Source organism: Sphingomonas sp. 28-62-11 (assembly GCF_002278865.1).
Taxonomy (GTDB): Bacteria; Pseudomonadota; Alphaproteobacteria; order Sphingomonadales; family Sphingomonadaceae; genus Sphingomonas.
This window is the reverse complement of the sequence record NZ_NCGB01000022.1, coordinates 115976-132176: the sequence shown is the minus strand read 5'-3', so window position 1 is coordinate 132176 and position 16201 is coordinate 115976. Positions and strand designations below refer to the sequence as shown.

The window sequence follows — 16201 nt, the reverse complement described above, 5'->3', positions numbered from 1 at the left end:
CAATGCGCGCCCGTCACCCCCGGATTCCGACCCAATGGCTGATGACCGACGAGCGGATGGGCGAAGGATTGTGGGACGCGCTGAACCGCCTGCCGCGCGGCGGCGGGGTGATTTTTCGTCATTACACCCTCGCGCATCATGATCGACGCACACTCTATGATCGCGTCGCACGAATCGCGCGACGGCGCGGTCTGGTCCTTCTTGTCGCAGGTGCGCATCAGCTGGGGAAAAGAGATGCTGGCCGACATGGCCGGATCGGCCAGCAGGTAACAGGACTCAAGAGCTGGCCGGCGCATAATCGTGCCGAGGTCATCGCCGGGGTGCGTGCTGGCGCTGATCTGATCCTGATTTCGCCGATCTTCCCAACAAGGTCACATCCCGGAGAGCGCGCGCTAGGGATGATCCGCGCCGCCATGCTGGCGCGCGGCGTGCCGCTGCCCGTCATCGCGCTTGGCGGCATTCATCATGGGAATTTCCGCCGGACAAAAGCAGCGGGATTCTGCGGCTGGGCGGCAATCGATGCCTGGGTCGCAACGCGCGATTGCAAAAAGCTTGAGCTCAACCCGCGAGACTAAAAACGAAGTGCCGTCCCGATATAAACGGCCTGACTGTCGCGCCGATTATCAGCCAAGCGCTCAAGCCGATTATTGTCTTCACGCTTATAGCGAAGACCGGCCGTCAGATCGATATTGCGGGCGACCGAGTAGGATCCGCCCACATCGATGGCCATACTGGGATCATCCGTCAGGAGCTTTGGCGAATCGACCAATGGACGGTCAGCCGTTGCCCGCAGCCGTGCCGAAGCACGTTTGCCGGCATAGCTGACCCCGAACCCAACCGATTCGCGGCTGCCCGGCAATCCCGAAAGATCAAGCCGAGCGACTTCCCCGGATAGGGCAAACCGTTTCCAACCCACCGACACGCCAAGATTATAGGCAATCGGCGCCAGCCCAATTGATGCACCTGGCGCCATTTCGACTGACCCAATTCGCTGGGCCTCTCGCGACAACAGGGACGAACGCGCGCGGACCGCGACGGTCACCGCTCGGCTGCCGTTGCGGCGCGTCTCAGAGGGCGTGAAGCGGAAATCGCTGTCGTTAAGGCCACTCCGGGCCAGCAAGGCAGCAAGTTTGGGATCGGCCGATGCGGGCGTGAAGGAAGTGATGCTGCGGCTGACCGCGCGTTCAGCGGGTACTAGGCGACGCGTGCTATCTGGCGCACCAAAAGCGGGCGCGACCAACCCAGCGACGACGAACGCCCCGAGTATCGAGCCAGCAATGATACGGCGTTTTGCCACGTCAAATCCTCTTGAGTCTCCATAGTGTTTATAGGGGTTTGTGCGCGTCATACCACTGCCGCAATTCACTTTGTGGAGCGAGTGTTGCAATCCGCCCACAATCGCCGCGCGAATTGGCCCTCGACTTGCGAGGGTGAGGGCCAGGATCGCGACTGGTGCGTGATCGCGCCGTGCTTGCGGCTTGGCGCTCCGATCTGTAGAGGCCATTGATCCGGTTTTCATTCGTCCAGGGAATAGCCCATGACCCGCCTGTTGCGCACCGCGTTCGTGGCTTCGCTTGCCCTTCCACTCGTTGCTTGTGGCGGTGGTGCCAAGGATCGTCCGCGGTCCGATCTCGCTGCGGCGCAGGTCACCACGATCGGCGTCAATAGTTATCTCTGGCGGGCGTCACTCGACACGATCAGCTTCATGCCGCTGTTGCAGACCGATTCAAATGGCGGTGTCATCGTCAGCGACTGGTATGTGAACCCAGCCTCACCTGCCGAGCGGATGAAGGTGACGGTCTCGATCCTCGACCGCGATCTGCGTGCCGATGCTCTGCGCGTCGCAGTTCAGCGCCAGATCAACCGGAACGGCGAGTGGGTCGATGCGCCGGTTCGGGCAGCAACCGCGCAGAAGCTGGAAGACATCATCCTAACCCGGGCCCGCGATCTGCGGCGCACCGCCATCGCCGGCTGATCGGATGTCAACGGCGCCGCGCTTCAATGCGCTGAAGGCGGACGCAGCCTGGCAGGCGATCTGGGAAGAACGCCAGACGTTCGCCGCGACCAGCGGTGGGGCGGCGGCCGAGGGCAACCGACCAAAATCCTATGTGCTGGAGATGTTCCCCTATCCATCAGGGCGCATCCATATGGGCCATGTCCGCAATTACACGATGGGCGATGTGCTCGCCCGTTATCGCCGGATGACCGGCCATGATGTGCTCCACCCCATGGGCTGGGACTCGTTCGGTATGCCGGCTGAGAACGCGGCGATGGAAAAGGGTGTTCATCCTGGGGATTGGACGCGCGCCAACATCGCCAATATGCGCCGCCAGCTAAAGCAGCTGGGCTTTGCGCTTGATTGGTCACGCGAGCTCTCGACCTGCGAACCCGATTATTACGGGCATGAACAGGCGCTGTTCCTCGATCTGTTTGCCGCCGGGCTCGTCTATCGTCGCGAATCGGCGGTAAATTGGGACCCCGTCGACATGACGGTGCTCGCCAATGAACAGGTGATCGACGGCCGCGGTTGGCGGTCAGGCGCGCTGGTCGAGCGGCGCAAGCTCAACCAGTGGTTCCTGAAAATCACCGATTTCGCCGAGGATCTGCTCGAAGGCCTTGGCACGCTTGATGCCTGGCCCGACAAGGTCAAGCTGATGCAGGAAAACTGGATCGGCCGCAGCCAGGGCCTCGCCTTCCGGTTCGCGCTGTCCGACGGCGGCGAAGTCGAGGTGTTTACCACCCGGCCCGACACGATCTTTGGTGCAAGCTTTGTCGCCGTTGCTGCCGATCATCCAATCGCGCGCGCAGCAGCCGAGCACAATCCGCAGGCCGCCGCCTTTATCGAGCGCTGCCGCAAGGGCGGTACCACAGCCGCTGAAATCGAAACGCAGGAAAAGCTTGGTTTTGATACCGGGTTAACCGCAACACATCCCTTTGATTCGACATGGCAATTGCCCGTCTATATCGCCAATTTCGTGCTGATGGAGTATGGCAGCGGCGCGGTGTTCGGGGTGCCAGCGCACGACCAGCGCGATCTCGATTTCGCTCGGAAGTACAACCTGCCGGTAACCCGCGTCGTCTCTGATGGGCACGAGGACGCACCGCATTTTGTCGGCGATACCGCTTATACCGGCCCCGGCACCTTGGTGAATTCCCACTTCCTCGACGGAATGGATATCGAGGATGCCAAGCGCACCGTCATCCGTCGCGCCGAGGATGGTGGCTGGGGCACCGGCCGCACGATCTTCCGCCTGCGCGACTGGGGGGTGAGCCGCCAGCGTTACTGGGGCACGCCAATCCCGATCATCCATTGCGACGCCTGTGGCGCCGTACCGGTGCCGCGTGATCAGTTGCCGGTCGCGCTGCCCGAGGATGTGACCTTCGATGTTCCCGGCAACCCACTCGATCGGCATCCGAGCTGGAAGTATGTGGCCTGTCCCACGTGCGGCGCCGAAGCCCGCCGCGAAACCGATACGCTCGACACCTTCGTCAATTCATCCTGGTATTTCATCCGCTTCGCCAGCCAGCCCCACGACAAGCCGTTCGATCAGGCTGAAGCCGAGGCATGGCTGCCCGTCGGCCAGTATATCGGTGGCGTGGAGCACGCGATTCTCCATCTGCTCTATGCCCGGTTCTGGACCCGTGCGCTGAAGCATATCGGTCGGCTGAATGTCGCTGAGCCGTTTGCGGGACTGTTCACCCAAGGCATGGTGACGCACGAAACCTATAAGTCGGCAGATGGCAAATGGCTGTCACCCGATGAGGTCGTCCCGCAGGATGGCGCGCTCGTGGAATGCGACGGCGGTGGCCCGGTGACCATCGGCCGCGTCGAAAAAATGTCCAAATCCAAGAAGAACACGGTCGATCCCGAACCGATCGTCGCGCAATATGGCGCCGACGCGGTGCGCTGGTTCATGTTGTCGGATAGCCCACCTGAGCGCGATCTGCCGTGGAGCGAATCGGGTATCGAGGGATCATGGCGCTATATCCAGCGGCTCTGGCGATTGTTGCAGTCCGAAAGCGGCAACGAAGGCAATGCCGACGGTCAAGACATTGCGCTTAACCGCAAGCTCCACCAGACGATCGCCGGCGTAGCGGCCGATATTGAGTCGCTGGGTTTCAACAAGGCCGTTGCCAGGTTGTACGAATTGACCAATGCCATTGATCGGGCGCCGCCATCGGCATCACGCACTGCGGCGATCCAGGGGTTGCTTAAGCTGGTCGCGCCCATGGTGCCGCATGTTGCCGAGGAAGCCTGGGCAGCACTTGGCGGCGAGGGATTGATTGCCGACGCGGCCTGGCCCAAGGTCGATCCAGCGCTGCTGGTGGAGGACGAAGTGACGATCGCGATCCAGATCAACGGCAAGCTGCGCGACACCGAAACCGTGGCCAAGGGTTTGTCACGCGAGGCGCTGGAGGCCGTGGCGATGGCCAACGCGCATGTCCAGCGCTTGCTCGCCGGGGCGACACCCCGCAAGGTCATCGTCGTTCCCGATCGTCTGGTTAATCTGGTCGCGGATCTGGCAGCATGAAGCCCATTGCAGCGCTCTTGATGTTCGCTCTGGCCTTGGCCGGTTGTACGCTCCAGCCGCTTTATTCGGGTGGTAGCGGCGGCAAGGTCGCATCGGTCCTTGCCCAGGTCGAGATTGCGCCGATCGAGGGGCAGGCCGGGTATCTGGTACGCAACGCCGTGCGGGATCGGCTCGCGGCCGCGCCGGGGGCCAAGCCGCTCTATCGTCTCGAAGTTCGTCTTGATGACCGCATTATTGGCCTCGGCGTCCGCCGCGATGACACCATCACCCGGGAGCGCAGGACATTACGAGCGCGCTATCAATTGATTGATCTCGCCAATGGCGCCGTATTACTCGATGCAACCGCCGGGTCCGATGCTGGCATTGACGTCGTCGGATCCGAATATGCAACGATTGCCGGAGAGAATACCGCGCTTGAGCGATTGTCAGCGATCGTCGCTGATCAGATCGTTGCCCGCGTTGCCCTTTATGCTGAACGGACGAGCCCGCCCGCATCGTGAAAGCCAGTGCAAACCAGCTGCGTCAGGCACTCGACAGTGCCAACCCTGCGATCCGGCTTTATTTGCTACACGGCCCTGACGAATCAGGCGCACGCGACTTAGCATTAAGGCTCGCGCGCTCCATGGGACCCGAGGCCGAACGAATCGACTTAGAGGGCGCAACACTAAAGGCCGACCCCGGTCGTCTCGCCGCAGAGGCCGCCTCGCTATCGCTCTTTGGTGGTGCGCGGCACATTCGCGTGACGGGCGTGGGTGAGGAAAGCCATGATGCTCTTGCATTGCTGCTTGAGGCCGATCAGGCGGGCAATCCGGTCGTCGCCATTGCCCCCAGTCTGAAGGCATCGGGCAAAGTCGTGAAGCTGGCGCTCGGCGCGGCGAACGCGATGAGCTTTGCCTGCTACCCTCCAGAGGCGGCCGAGGCTGATCGGCTTGCCGCCGCAATCGCCAGCGAACATGGCCTGCGTACCACCGGCCAAACCGCCGGACGATTATTTGCCGCCGCCGGCGGCGATCGCGCCATCCTGACCCGCGAGATTGAGAAGCTGGCGTTGTACCTCGATGCAGCGCCAGAGCGTCCGGCCACCCTCGATGACGACGCAATCGATGCCGTTGGTGCTGATCTGGGTGAGGCTGAAATGAGTCGTGCCGTCGAAGCAGCGATTGCGGGCGATGCCGCGACGCTTGGTGGCGAGCTTGCCCGACTAGCCGAAGCCGGCGTTTCCCCGATACCCTTACTGCGCAGCCTGGTACGGCGGCTAATGACGTTAGCCGAACTACAGGCCGAAATCGCAGCAGGGGCATCGATAGCGAGCGTGATTGAAGGGCCACGCGTATTCTTCAAGGAAAAGGCAAGCACCGGCCGTGCCCTGCGCCAGTGGAATGCGGTAAAACTGAACGGCGCAATTGACCATTTACGGCTGGCCGAGCGCGCGATGATGGCATCGGCAACGGCAGGAACGGTGATTGCAGAGGCAGCGTGCGTTGCCGTTGCGCGGGCCAGTCAGCGCCAGCGATAGCGCCCTCAGGCTTAAAGCTTGTCGCCGCTCAGCCGCTGGCAAATCATGTCAAGCTGATCAAGTGTGGAATAGCCAAGCGTCAATGTGCCTCCCTTGGCGCTGAAGGCAATCCGTACCGAAAGGCCAAGCAAATCAGCGAGTTGATTCTCAAGCGCTGCTATATCATGGTTGGGGCCCTGCCCCATCCCGCGCTCGCCACGTCCGCTATCGGGCTTGGCAGCGCGGGCCAGTTTTTCTGTATCCCGTACCGAAAGCTGCCGCGCAACCACATCGCGCGCCAGTACCTCGACATTGGCGGCGCCGATCATCGCTCGAGCATGGCCCATGCTCAGCTGGCCCTCAACGACCAACGTTTGAACAGCCGCGGGCAGCTCCAGCAACCGCATCAAATTTGCAACGTGGCTGCGTGATTTATGAACGATCTTGGCGAGCGCCTCCTGAGTATGGCCGTAATCGTTTACGAGCCGGGCGTAAGCCTCCGCCTCTTCGATCGCATTAAGATCCTGACGCTGGATATTCTCGACAAGCGCCACCTCCAGCGTCTCTGCATCATCAAAGTCACGGATGATGACAGGCACTTCATGCAACCGTGCCCGCTGTGCTGCTCGCCAGCGCCGCTCACCCGCTACGATCTGAAACCCTTTGCCCAGCGGCCGAACTACAATTGGCTGAATCAGGCCGCGCGCTGCAATCGAATTTGCCAGTTCGTCAAGCGCCGCCTCATCAAAGCGACGACGCGGCTGGCCGGGATGGGGCGACAATGATCCCACTGGTAACATACGCAAACCAGGACCCGGTATCGCCCCCGGCGCGACTGGCTCTTCGCGCTGAATGTCCCCCATCAACGCGCTCAGCCCCCGACCAAGCCCGGGCCGGGCCTTGCGTGAGACAGCGGCCGGGATTCCAACGGGCATTTCGGTTTCGCTGGTCATGCGGCTTGAACACTTCTGACCGGCATCTTCGGCAAGCGTGCGATCAATTCACGCGCCAAGGCGATATAGGCTTCGGAACCAGGACAGCGATGATCATAAATCAGCGCCGGCAAACCATGGCTCGGTGCCTCGGACAATCGGACGTTTCGGGGAATAACGGTGTCGAACACCACATTGCCCAGTACGGCGCGGACATCCTCGGATACCTGCTCAGTCAGTCGATTGCGGCGATCATACATGGTCAACGCCACACCCAAAATGGATAACCCCGGATTGAACCGCGTGCGAATACGCTCGACTGTGTTCAGCAATTGGCTGAGCCCCTCGAGCGCAAAGAATTCGCATTGAAGCGGCACAAGCAATGAATCTGCCGCAACCATCGCATTCATGGTCAACAGGCCGAGCGATGGGGGGCAATCGATCAACACAACGTCCCAACGATCACCCGCGCGCGAAAATACTTTGTCGAGCCGGTGTGTTCGCTCATCAAACTCAACCAGCTCAATCTCCGCACCCGACAGATCTACCGTTGCGGGAACAATATCAAGATTGGGGACACGCGTCGGGATATAGCTATCCTCCAGTGCGGCCTCTCCAATCAGCAGATCATAAGACGATCGATCGCGATCAGCCCGGTTAATGCCCAGTCCCGTCGAGCAATTGCCCTGGGGATCGAGATCGATAAGCAGCACCCGCATTCCGGTCGCCGCAAGCGCGGTGCCGAGGTTGATAGCTGTCGTCGTCTTGCCAACGCCACCCTTCTGGTTTGCAATCGCAATGCATTTCATCGGCGGGCAACACCCTTCGCGGTGATGATGAGCGATTGTGGATCAGTAATGCTCTGTTCCACGTGAAACATTCCATGCCATGTCTGCTGCGCAGCTGCCACCTCTTCCTTTGCGCGAGGCCCCTTTGGCAATATCCATAATGTCTTTGCTGTGGATAAATGCGCGCCGGCTGTTAGCAACTCGGGCAGCGCCGCCACGGCACGCGCGGAAATGACGGCAGCAGTGCTGCGATATTGCTCCGCCCGGGCACACACGACGTTGACACGATCGCTCAATCCCAACGCTGCAACAGTTGCCTCAAGGAATGTTGCCCGCTTGCGCCGCGGCTCGATCAAATCGACGTGTCGATCGGTGAGTATCCCGATAACCAGCCCTGGAAAACCAGCACCGCTGCCGATATCGATCCATCGACCGAGCTCTTGATGACCCAACGCGACAAGCTGCGCCGAATCCACAATATGCCGGTCCCATATTGCGGTGATCGTCGATGCAGAGACGAGGTTCTGGTTCGGCGCCTCGGCTAGCACCGCGTCGACAAACCGCGCGACCAGCGTTTCACGTGGAACACCAAACCGGTCTCTAACCCAGTATCGAGCATCCTCTTCGGTCATGCCGCACAGCGGCGTGCATGGAGCAGGATAGCGGAAAGCGCCGCTGGCGTTATGCCGCGAATCCGACTCGCGGCAGCGATCGAATCGGGCCCTGCCAGGGTCAATCGCTCGACCATCTCATGCGAGAGTCCTGGTACAGCGCCGAAGTCAAAACTGGGCGGAATGAAGAGCGATCCATCGCGCCGTAGTGCAGCTATTTCAGCTTCCTGACGATCGAGATAGGGGGCGTAACGAGCATCTTCCGCGATTTCTGCCGCCAGGGCCGCGTCGCACTGGTCTATAACCCCAGGGATAACGTCTTCAATTCCGACGCCCGGAAAACGCAACCAATCAAAGCCCGATCGCTGCGCCCCGTCATCGACGATCGGTACGCCATGATCGGCCAAGAAACGCGACGGGATTTTGACCCTCAACATTCCCTCAATTCGGTCACGCCCTGCCTGGCGTGCTGCCATTCGATCCAATCGTTCTGTCCCGAGGCACCCAGCCACTTGGGCGATCAGTGACAAGCGGGTCTCTGCATTGTCCGCGCGAAGTCGCAAGCGATACTCAGCTCTGGCCGTCAGCATGCGATACGGCTCGGTAACGCCTTGCAGAACAAGATCGTCTATCATCACCGCCAGGTAACTGCGCGATCGATCGAGAATCACACCGTCCAGCGAGAGCGCAAATGCCGCAGCATTCAACCCTGCGATGAGGCCCTGCCCGGCGGCTTCTTCATATCCCGTCGTGCCGTTGATCTGACCACAGCAGAAGAGGCCAGCCAGCGCGCGCAACTCAAGCGTCGGCGCGAGCGCACGCGGATCGATGTGATCATATTCCACCGCATAGCCCGGCGTCACAATTCTCGCTTGCTCCAACCCGGCAATCGACGCGATCATCGCCGCTTGAATGTCGACAGGGAGCGACGTGGAGATACCATTGGGGTAGACAAGATGATCGTCCAGACCTTCAGGCTCAAGGAAGATCTGATGACCATCTCGATCCCCAAAACGATGTATCTTGTCCTCAATCGACGGACAGTAACGCGGTCCTGCCGCCCCGATTGCCCCGGAGAAAAGCGGTGATCGATCGAGCCCAGACCGGATAATCGCATGGGTATCGGCATTGGTGCGCGTCACGGCACAGAACAGCTGGGGGTTTGATCGTTGAACCGTCAAGGGTGACATCGTCCAGGGTTCGTCATCGGACCGCTGCGACTCCAGTCGCGACCAATCGATCGTCCGCCCATCGAGGCGCGGCGGCGTGCCTGTTTTCAACCGCGCCATGGGCAGCCCAAGCGATCGGAGCTGTTCGCCAAGGCGCGTCGCTGCCCGCTCCCCCCACCGTCCCCCGGCCGACCGCTCATCGCCGCGAAACAGCCTGCCGCCTAAAAAAGTACCCGTCGCCAGAACGACCGCACGGGCGCTGATCTCGCGTCCATCGGTGAGCCGGACGCCGCTGAGTGACGATCCCGTCATCACCAGGGATTCCGCCTCGCCCGCGATGACATCAAGACCGGGTTGAGCGGCGAGCATCGTTTGAATCGCGCGCGCATAAAGCTTGCGGTCGGCCTGAACACGCGGCCCTTGCACCGCCCTCCCCTTGCTGCGGTTGAGCATCCGGTAATGTATCCCGGCTGCATCGGTAGCCCGCGCAATCAAGCCATCAAAAGCATCAACTTCTCGGACGAGATGCCCCTTGCCCAAACCGCCAATCGCCGGATTGCATGACATCGCGCCGATCCGGGCTGCATCGAAACTGACCAATGCCGTTCGGGCGCCGCGGCGGGCAGCAGCCGCCGCTGCCTCCGTCCCGGCGTGCCCACCGCCGACAATGATAACGTCAAATATCATTGCCGTGCGCTATGCGCAGTCGTGGCTCAAGTCAAAAGCGTTCCACGTGGAACATCACTTGCCGACGCAGAAACGCCCGAACAAGGCATCAAGCATTGCTTCAACATGCGTCACTCCCGTAATCTCGTCGAGCGCATGCCGGGCGAGACGCAGCAATTCAGCGACGATCAGTAGATCCCGCTCGCTCTCGATATCTCTCAGTGCCTTCAGGCACTTCACGCAACAATCGCGTTGCCGCTGGTTCAAGGCTAACTGGTCGACACGGGGTAAAAGATTATTGGCCTTTCGGGCAATCGCTATCCAAAGCGCGTCAATGCCCTCTCCAGTATGGGCCGAGACTGCCAATCTGCCATCCGATCGCGGTGGCCCACCCACTCGCCCTGCCACATCAGCGCGCGGCCAGAGCCAAATGCTCGCGCCTTCTTCGGTCAGCGGCGCGTCCCCCAGCCAGATTTGGATATCCGCAGCGGCCATGGATTGTCGCGCTCGTTCGATACCAATGGCTTCGATCGGATCATCAGTCGCCTTGGCCAAACCAGCCGTATCGGTGAGCACATAGGCGATGCCATCGCGAACAATTGCTGCCTCGATCCGGTCACGCGTCGTCCCCGCAATTGGAGAGACGATTGCTGCATCTCGCTGAACAAGAACATTCAGCAAAGTCGATTTGCCGCTATTGGGGGGGCCCGCCAGCACCACCTTGATCCCCTGATGGAGTCGATCGACAGGCGGCGCAGAAAGCACCAACGCCAAATCCTCCGCCAACGCGCCAACCGCGTCCTTGATCGACGTTAGCGCCTTGCCGCCGATACTCGCCGCAACATCATCCTCGTCAGAAAAATCAAGCGCGGCTTCTACCTCTGCGGAGATTTCCAGCAGCCGGGCAGACCATATACCCACTGCCTTGCTCACGACGCCCTCAACGGACGCCATCGCGGCGCGCCTTTGGCCTTCGGTGGTGGCCATGAGCAAGTCACCCAACCCCTCGGCCTCGGCGAGATCGATACGCCCTGCCGTCAGCGCCCGGCGGGTAAATTCCCCCGGCTCGGCAGCCCGCAGTCCCGAAACGCGGCCCAGCGCTGTTGCAACGGCCGTGATTACAGCTCGCCCGCCATGCAAGTGAAGTTCGACGACATCCTCCCCGGTCGCACTGTTCGGCCCAGGAAAGGCAAGCACCAACGCCCGATCGAGCCGATCGCCCGTCTCAGGATCGCGGATGTCGCGTAACGCCGCAACACGCGGTGCGGGCAGCGTACCCGCCATTCTTGTAACCGCGGCAAACGCATCAGGCCCGCTAATACGCATGATGGCGATCGCACAGGGCGGTTGGCCGCTGGCAACGGCAAAAATCGTATCACCGATGATGGCCACGGGCTAGCTCTTGGGCTTTACCGACCCGTCGAACAGCTGCCGCCAGAAATTCATGCCCGCCTCACCCATCGGCGCCCAGCTACGCATAACCGCCTCTAGCATTTCCGGCTTGATGTGCCCGTCCATCGAATCAGTCAGGGTGGCGATATATTTCTCATGGACGGGCGTGAAATCGGGCAAACCCATCAGGCGACGCGCTTCTTCAGGCGTGCATTCTACTTCGACATTGATCTTCATTGCCACGTCCAACTCCACTTGAGCAGCACCGCACTGCCCGGCATACAACTACCCATGTATGCGCGCGATCAAGCCATTCTCGCAACGCCCATTGGTGCGATCCGCCTCATCGCCATCGACGGGCAGCTTTTGTCACTCACGATCGAGCCAACTCAACCTCTGGTGGCAGCGGAAACAGCTTTACTGAAAAACGTCCAAATTCAGCTGGATCAATGGTTTTTAGGTGAGCGGAAGGTATTTGATCTGCCCCTGTTGCCTGTCGCAACTGTCCGCGGGCAGGCCCTTCGCGACGGGATTATCGATATTGGGTACGGCGAAACATCAAGCTATGGCGCACTTGCAAGGCAGATCGCGTCAAGTGCTCGTGCAATCGGCCAAGCCTGCGCGCGTAATCCCCTGCCCATCATCGTGCCATGCCACCGAGTGCTGTCGGCTGGTAACGTGCTTGGTGCTTATTCGGGCGGCAACGGACCCAAGACCAAGGCGTGGCTGCTGGCGCATGAGCAGCGCCATAGGCCTGCCCCGGCCGGCCAGCTTGATTATACAATCGCCTGAACCACCGGTTGCACCATCGGCTGAACATCGAACCAGCCCTCATAGATCATCCGACCGGCCACATAGACGATGATGACCAGCCCGAACCACGCAATCCATCGATAACGCTCAATATATTTCGCGATCACATTTGCAGCGACGCCCATCAACGCCACGGAAAGCACAAGACCGATCACCATGATGCCCGGATGTTCACGCGCTGCACCAGCAACCGCCAGCACGTTATCCAGGCTCATCGATACGTCAGCAGCAGCAACTGCCCAAGCAGCCGCGATGAAGCTTTTAGGGGGCTTGATGCCGCCCAGCTCGTCTTCAGCCAAACCTGATTGCGGCTGAAGCTCTCGATACATTTTCCAGGCGACCCAAAGCAGCAGCAACCCGCCGCCAAACACCAGGCCGTATTGCTTGAAGCTTTCAAGGCCGTAGAGAACCGCGATTGCAAAAACGATCCGCAGTACCAACGCAGCAAAAATGCCGATCGCAATCACTTGCTTCCGTTGCGCTGCCGGCAGGCCGGCGGCGAGCGCCCCAACGATGATCGCATTGTCGCCCGCCAGCGCGATATCGAGCAGCACGACCGTGCCGAAAGCCGTCAGCGCCGAGAGTGAGCCAATATTGGCGAAATCAGCAAGGATGTGATTCCACAAATAGGTCATCGACATCGGTTCAGCAGCGAGCAGGGCCCACATCGACGTTACTCCAGCTATCAGGCCCCGGGGCCTAGTGATTCCCTACTGATTCATCGAATCGAAGAAGTCTTCGTTCGTCTTCGAATCTTTCATCTTGTCGAGCAGGAATTCCATCGCATCAATGGTGCCCATCTGCATCAGAATGCGGCGCAGCACCCACATCTTGGAAAGCTTGCCCTTGTCGACAAGCAGCTCTTCCTTGCGGGTACCCGATTTGCCAACATCCATCGCCGGGAAGATCCGCTTGTCCGATACCTTGCGATCAAGCACGATTTCGGAATTGCCCGTACCCTTGAACTCTTCGAAAATCACTTCGTCCATACGGCTGCCAGTATCAATCAACGCTGTTGCGATGATTGACAGCGAGCCGCCTTCTTCGATGTTGCGCGCCGCACCGAAGAAGCGCTTCGGTCGCTGGAGCGCGTTGGCATCGACGCCACCGGTCAGCACCTTGCCTGAGCTCGGGACGACGGTGTTGTAGGCACGGCCAAGGCGCGTAATCGAATCGAGCAGGATGACGACGTCCTTCTTATGCTCAACGAGGCGCTTGGCTTTTTCGATCACCATTTCAGCGACCTGGACGTGGCGCTGCGCGGGTTCATCAAAGGTTGAGGAAATGACCTCCCCCTTCACCGATCGTTGCATATCGGTCACTTCCTCGGGCCGCTCGTCAATCAACAGGACGATCAGGAAAACCTCAGGGTGGTTATCGGTAATCGCGCGGGCAATATTTTGCAGCAGCATCGTCTTGCCGACGCGGGGCGGTGCGACAATCAGCGCGCGCTGGCCCTTGCCCTGCGGCGCGACGATATCGATAACCCGGGCTGACTTGTCTTTGACGGTGGGATCTTGAGGATCGAGCGTCAGTTTTTCATCGGGATAGAGCGGGGTGAGGTTATCGAAATTGACCCGGTGGCGAACCACATCGGGATCATCAAAATTCACCGAGGTCAGACGGACCAGCGCGAAATAGCGTTCGCCATCCTTGGGCCCGCGGATTTCTCCCTCAACGGTATCACCGGTACGTAGCCCGAATTTGCGAACCTGATTGGGCGAGATATAGATATCGTCCGGGCCAGCCAGATAATTGGCTTCGGGACTGCGCAAAAAGCCAAAGCCGTCGGGCAACACTTCAATCGTGCCGAGGCCCATAATCTGTTCACCATTTTCCGCCTGTATTTTCAGAATGGCGAACATCAAATCCTGTTTGCGTAGCGTCGATGCGCCTTCGATCCCCAGCGATTCCGCCATTTCAACAAGTTCGGCGGGTTTTTTCTTTTTCAGGTCTGCAAGATGCATGGGGAACGATCCGGTCGTAGCGGTTTGATTGGGAAAGCGTCGGTCTGCGAAGGGGTACGCGACGATGCTAAGGGGGAGGGCCGACAATTGGCATCACGCCGCTTGTGGTGAATAGCAACGAATTACGGCTGCATGTGGACTAAGTCAAGCAAGCTTCAGAACGGTTGGACGATCGCCAACACCACAATCAACGCTGCCGCAATACCCGGCACTTCGTTGAGCAAACGAACCTGACGCCCACTAAGCGTCTGGATACCCTTGGCTAATTTTTTCGAATAAGCGGCAATGTAACCGTGATAACCACTCAGTCCAAAAACCAGCAATAGCTTGATATGAAGCCATCCCAATCCCGCGCCACCGCTGAACAACCCCAAATGCGCCGCGAGAAACAAGCCTAGAACCCAGACAATCACCAGTGATGGCGTTAGGATGATCGATCGCAGCTTCTGCTCACGATCGACCCAGATCGCTGCCTCTGACGATGCCAGTCCCGCTTCCTGATGATAGACCAGAAAACGCGGCAACATGAACAAGCCAGCCATCCAAAAGATCACGAAGATCAGATGTGCCGCCTTGACCCATAAATAGGCGTTGCCGAGCCATCCCGTCATCACCGCGCTCCCCGCACCCGTGACAATAGCCGATCGACATGATCGATCGGGGTATCCTGCAAAATACCATGACCGAGATTAAAGACATGCGGCCGTTCCGGAAAGGCCGAAAGGATGAAGTCGATCGCCTGGTCAAGCGTCTCGCCGCCGGTGATGAGCGCTAATGGATCAAGATTACCCTGTACCGGCATATCCTGCGGAATCGTCGTGTTGGCCCAAACAGGATCGAGCGTTTCATCAAGGCCAAGCGCATCAACGCCGGTTTCTCGCGCATAAGCTGCAAGCTTGGCCCCTGCTCCCTTGGGGAAGCCAATAATCGGCGTATCGGGATATCGCGCATGCAGTGCCGCGGTAATCGCTGCATTGGGCGCGATCACCCAGCGCTCGAACTGCGCCGGAGACAGGCTGCCCGACCAGCTGTCAAACAACTGAACAGCTTCAACCCCCGCCTCGATCTGCTTGCCCACATACTCGATGGTCACCCTTGCGATAGCGTCGATAATCTCGGCAAAGGCCTGGGGATCACGATAGGCATAACGCCGGGTCTCGGCCTGGTCCTTGCTGCCATGGCCAGCCACCATATAGGTCGCCACCGTCCAGGGACTGCCGGCAAAGCCCAGAAACGTGGTCTGGGGCGACAGCATCGCAGCAACCTTACGCACCGTGCCATAAACCGGCTCCAGCCGCGCCGGGACGGCCTGCAGGGCGCCCAGTGCCGTATCGACAAGCGGAGGGGCAAGCGCTGGCCCTTCCCCAACGCCAAAGCTCAGGCTTTGGCCCATGGCTGATGGCACCATCAAAATATCGGAAAACAGGATCGCACCGTCAAAACCAAACCGTCGAAGCGGCTGGATCGTTACTTCAGCGGCCGCGTCGCTATCGTTGACGAGATCGAGAAAGCCGCCCTTTTCTGCACGCAAAGCGCGATATTCAGGCAGGTAACGCCCGGCCTGACGCATCAGCCAAATCGGGGCGATATCCTGGCGCTCACCCCGCAGAGTCGCCAGTAACGGCTTGTGATCAGACAGCGTCTCTCTCCTGCTCAATCTACTTAGAAGAATCTATAAAAGGATGTTGATGTGATGGCACCGTTGATTGCGGGGCTTAGGCATTCATCCCGATAATGCCAACAGGCCGTACCCGCTAGGGGCCATGAATCACGGCGATGATGGGGCGTCGTTCACACGATCAACAGACTGTTGATCGAATGGATGTATGTCGATGG

At 59.8% G+C, this 16201-nt stretch carries 17 protein-coding genes; 6 read left to right on the top strand and 11 right to left on the bottom strand.

The window, feature by feature from the left end; genetic code table 11:
• The first annotated feature begins 2 nt into the window (after positions 1 to 2).
• Positions 3 to 575: a thiamine phosphate synthase gene (locus B7Y49_RS09465; protein WP_374127337.1), complete on the top strand. Its 573-nt coding sequence runs from the start codon at positions 3 to 5 to the stop codon at positions 573 to 575.
• Here the strand turns inward: B7Y49_RS09465 and B7Y49_RS09460 are convergent.
• On the bottom strand, positions 572 to 1297 hold the full coding sequence (locus tag B7Y49_RS09460) for a hypothetical protein (RefSeq protein WP_374127336.1): 726 nt from the start codon (positions 1295 to 1297) through the stop codon (positions 572 to 574). The two genes, B7Y49_RS09465 and B7Y49_RS09460, sit on opposite strands and share 4 nt — an antisense overlap.
• A gap of 240 nt (positions 1298 to 1537) precedes the next feature.
• Here B7Y49_RS09460 and B7Y49_RS09455 point away from each other — a divergent pair, with 240 nt between their 5' ends.
• The 4 genes from B7Y49_RS09455 to holA are packed head-to-tail and all read left to right on the top strand — an operon-like array spanning position 1538 to position 6048.
• Positions 1538 to 1975: a DUF3576 domain-containing protein gene (locus B7Y49_RS09455; RefSeq protein ID WP_374127335.1), complete on the top strand. Its 438-nt coding sequence runs from the start codon at positions 1538 to 1540 to the stop codon at positions 1973 to 1975.
• Between the two features lie 4 nt (positions 1976 to 1979).
• Entirely contained in the window at positions 1980 to 4532 is a 2553-nt protein-coding gene (leuS, locus tag B7Y49_RS09450; RefSeq protein ID WP_374127334.1) for a leucine--tRNA ligase, read from the top strand.
• Positions 4529 to 5032 (top strand): LPS assembly lipoprotein LptE, encoded by a 504-nt coding sequence (gene lptE, locus B7Y49_RS09445; RefSeq protein ID WP_374127333.1) that lies wholly within the window; start codon positions 4529 to 4531, stop codon positions 5030 to 5032. The genes leuS and lptE overlap by 4 nt, the downstream gene beginning before the upstream one ends.
• Positions 5029 to 6048: a DNA polymerase III subunit delta gene (gene holA, locus B7Y49_RS09440; RefSeq protein WP_374127332.1), complete on the top strand. Its 1020-nt coding sequence runs from the start codon at positions 5029 to 5031 to the stop codon at positions 6046 to 6048. The genes lptE and holA overlap by 4 nt, the downstream gene beginning before the upstream one ends.
• An 11-nt stretch (positions 6049 to 6059) precedes the next feature.
• On the opposite strand, the gene B7Y49_RS09435 is transcribed toward holA, so the two are convergent.
• The 6 genes from B7Y49_RS09435 to B7Y49_RS09410 form a co-directional block, all read right to left on the bottom strand.
• Positions 6060 to 6890, bottom strand: coding sequence for a ParB/RepB/Spo0J family partition protein (locus tag B7Y49_RS09435; protein ID WP_374127353.1), 831 nt, complete (start codon positions 6888 to 6890; stop codon positions 6060 to 6062).
• 86 nt (positions 6891 to 6976) lie between these two features.
• Complete coding sequence (locus B7Y49_RS09430; RefSeq protein WP_374127331.1) at positions 6977 to 7768, bottom strand: ParA family protein; 792 nt, start codon at positions 7766 to 7768, stop codon at positions 6977 to 6979.
• Entirely contained in the window at positions 7765 to 8379 is a 615-nt protein-coding gene (gene rsmG, locus B7Y49_RS09425; protein ID WP_374127330.1) for a 16S rRNA (guanine(527)-N(7))-methyltransferase RsmG, read from the bottom strand. The genes B7Y49_RS09430 and rsmG overlap by 4 nt, the downstream gene beginning before the upstream one ends.
• Positions 8376 to 10214: a tRNA uridine-5-carboxymethylaminomethyl(34) synthesis enzyme MnmG gene (mnmG, locus tag B7Y49_RS09420; protein ID WP_374127329.1), complete on the bottom strand. Its 1839-nt coding sequence runs from the start codon at positions 10212 to 10214 to the stop codon at positions 8376 to 8378. Before mnmG ends, rsmG begins: the two co-directional genes overlap by 4 nt.
• A gap of 54 nt (positions 10215 to 10268) precedes the next feature.
• Complete coding sequence (mnmE, locus tag B7Y49_RS09415) at positions 10269 to 11585, bottom strand: tRNA uridine-5-carboxymethylaminomethyl(34) synthesis GTPase MnmE (protein WP_374127328.1); 1317 nt, start codon at positions 11583 to 11585, stop codon at positions 10269 to 10271.
• 3 nt (positions 11586 to 11588) lie between these two features.
• Positions 11589 to 11822, bottom strand: a complete 234-nt coding sequence (locus tag B7Y49_RS09410; RefSeq protein WP_374127352.1) for a DUF6489 family protein — start codon at positions 11820 to 11822, stop codon at positions 11589 to 11591.
• A 54-nt stretch (positions 11823 to 11876) separates the two neighbouring features.
• Between B7Y49_RS09410 and B7Y49_RS09405 the strand changes: the two genes are divergently transcribed.
• Positions 11877 to 12377 (top strand): methylated-DNA--[protein]-cysteine S-methyltransferase, encoded by a 501-nt coding sequence (locus B7Y49_RS09405; RefSeq protein WP_374127351.1) that lies wholly within the window; start codon positions 11877 to 11879, stop codon positions 12375 to 12377.
• On the opposite strand, the gene B7Y49_RS09400 is transcribed toward B7Y49_RS09405, so the two are convergent.
• The 4 genes from B7Y49_RS09400 to hemE all read right to left on the bottom strand — a co-directional run bounded on the left by B7Y49_RS09400 (position 12362) and on the right by hemE (position 16022).
• The gene (locus B7Y49_RS09400; protein ID WP_374127327.1) at positions 12362 to 13066 is read right to left on the bottom strand and encodes a YjbE family putative metal transport protein; all 705 of its coding nucleotides are present in this window, start codon (positions 13064 to 13066) and stop codon (positions 12362 to 12364) included. The two genes, B7Y49_RS09405 and B7Y49_RS09400, sit on opposite strands and share 16 nt — an antisense overlap.
• 42 nt (positions 13067 to 13108) lie before the next feature.
• Positions 13109 to 14365 carry a transcription termination factor Rho gene (gene rho, locus B7Y49_RS09395; protein WP_374127326.1) on the bottom strand — a complete coding sequence of 419 codons (1257 nt, stop codon included), beginning with the start codon at positions 14363 to 14365 and terminating at the stop codon, positions 13109 to 13111.
• 155 nt (positions 14366 to 14520) lie between these two features.
• Positions 14521 to 14976, bottom strand: a complete 456-nt coding sequence (locus tag B7Y49_RS09390) for a CopD family protein (protein WP_374127325.1) — start codon at positions 14974 to 14976, stop codon at positions 14521 to 14523.
• Positions 14976 to 16022: a uroporphyrinogen decarboxylase gene (gene hemE, locus B7Y49_RS09385; protein WP_374127324.1), complete on the bottom strand. Its 1047-nt coding sequence runs from the start codon at positions 16020 to 16022 to the stop codon at positions 14976 to 14978. The genes B7Y49_RS09390 and hemE overlap by 1 nt, the downstream gene beginning before the upstream one ends.
• Positions 16023 to 16201: the final 179 nt, after the last annotated feature.

Excerpts from the sequence above, each read along its gene's own strand:
- B7Y49_RS09465 (WP_374127337.1), top strand. The coding sequence starts at position 3 with ATGCGCGCCCGTCACCCCCGGATTCCGACCCAATGGCTGATGACCGAC.
- B7Y49_RS09455 (WP_374127335.1), top strand. The coding sequence starts at position 1,538 with ATGACCCGCCTGTTGCGCACCGCGTTCGTGGCTTCGCTTGCCCTTCCA.
- leuS (WP_374127334.1), top strand. The coding sequence starts at position 1,980 with ATGTCAACGGCGCCGCGCTTCAATGCGCTGAAGGCGGACGCAGCCTGG.
- lptE (WP_374127333.1), top strand. The coding sequence starts at position 4,529 with ATGAAGCCCATTGCAGCGCTCTTGATGTTCGCTCTGGCCTTGGCCGGT.
- B7Y49_RS09435 (WP_374127353.1), bottom strand. The coding sequence starts at position 6,890 with ATGGGGGACATTCAGCGCGAAGAGCCAGTCGCGCCGGGGGCGATACCG.
- B7Y49_RS09430 (WP_374127331.1), bottom strand. The coding sequence starts at position 7,768 with ATGAAATGCATTGCGATTGCAAACCAGAAGGGTGGCGTTGGCAAGACG.
- rsmG (WP_374127330.1), bottom strand. The coding sequence starts at position 8,379 with ATGACCGAAGAGGATGCTCGATACTGGGTTAGAGACCGGTTTGGTGTT.
- mnmG (WP_374127329.1), bottom strand. The coding sequence starts at position 10,214 with ATGATATTTGACGTTATCATTGTCGGCGGTGGGCACGCCGGGACGGAG.
- B7Y49_RS09410 (WP_374127352.1), bottom strand. The coding sequence starts at position 11,822 with ATGAAGATCAATGTCGAAGTAGAATGCACGCCTGAAGAAGCGCGTCGC.
- B7Y49_RS09405 (WP_374127351.1), top strand. The coding sequence starts at position 11,877 with ATGTATGCGCGCGATCAAGCCATTCTCGCAACGCCCATTGGTGCGATC.
- B7Y49_RS09400 (WP_374127327.1), bottom strand. The coding sequence starts at position 13,066 with ATGTGGGCCCTGCTCGCTGCTGAACCGATGTCGATGACCTATTTGTGG.
- rho (WP_374127326.1), bottom strand. The coding sequence starts at position 14,365 with ATGCATCTTGCAGACCTGAAAAAGAAAAAACCCGCCGAACTTGTTGAA.
- B7Y49_RS09390 (WP_374127325.1), bottom strand. The coding sequence starts at position 14,976 with ATGACGGGATGGCTCGGCAACGCCTATTTATGGGTCAAGGCGGCACAT.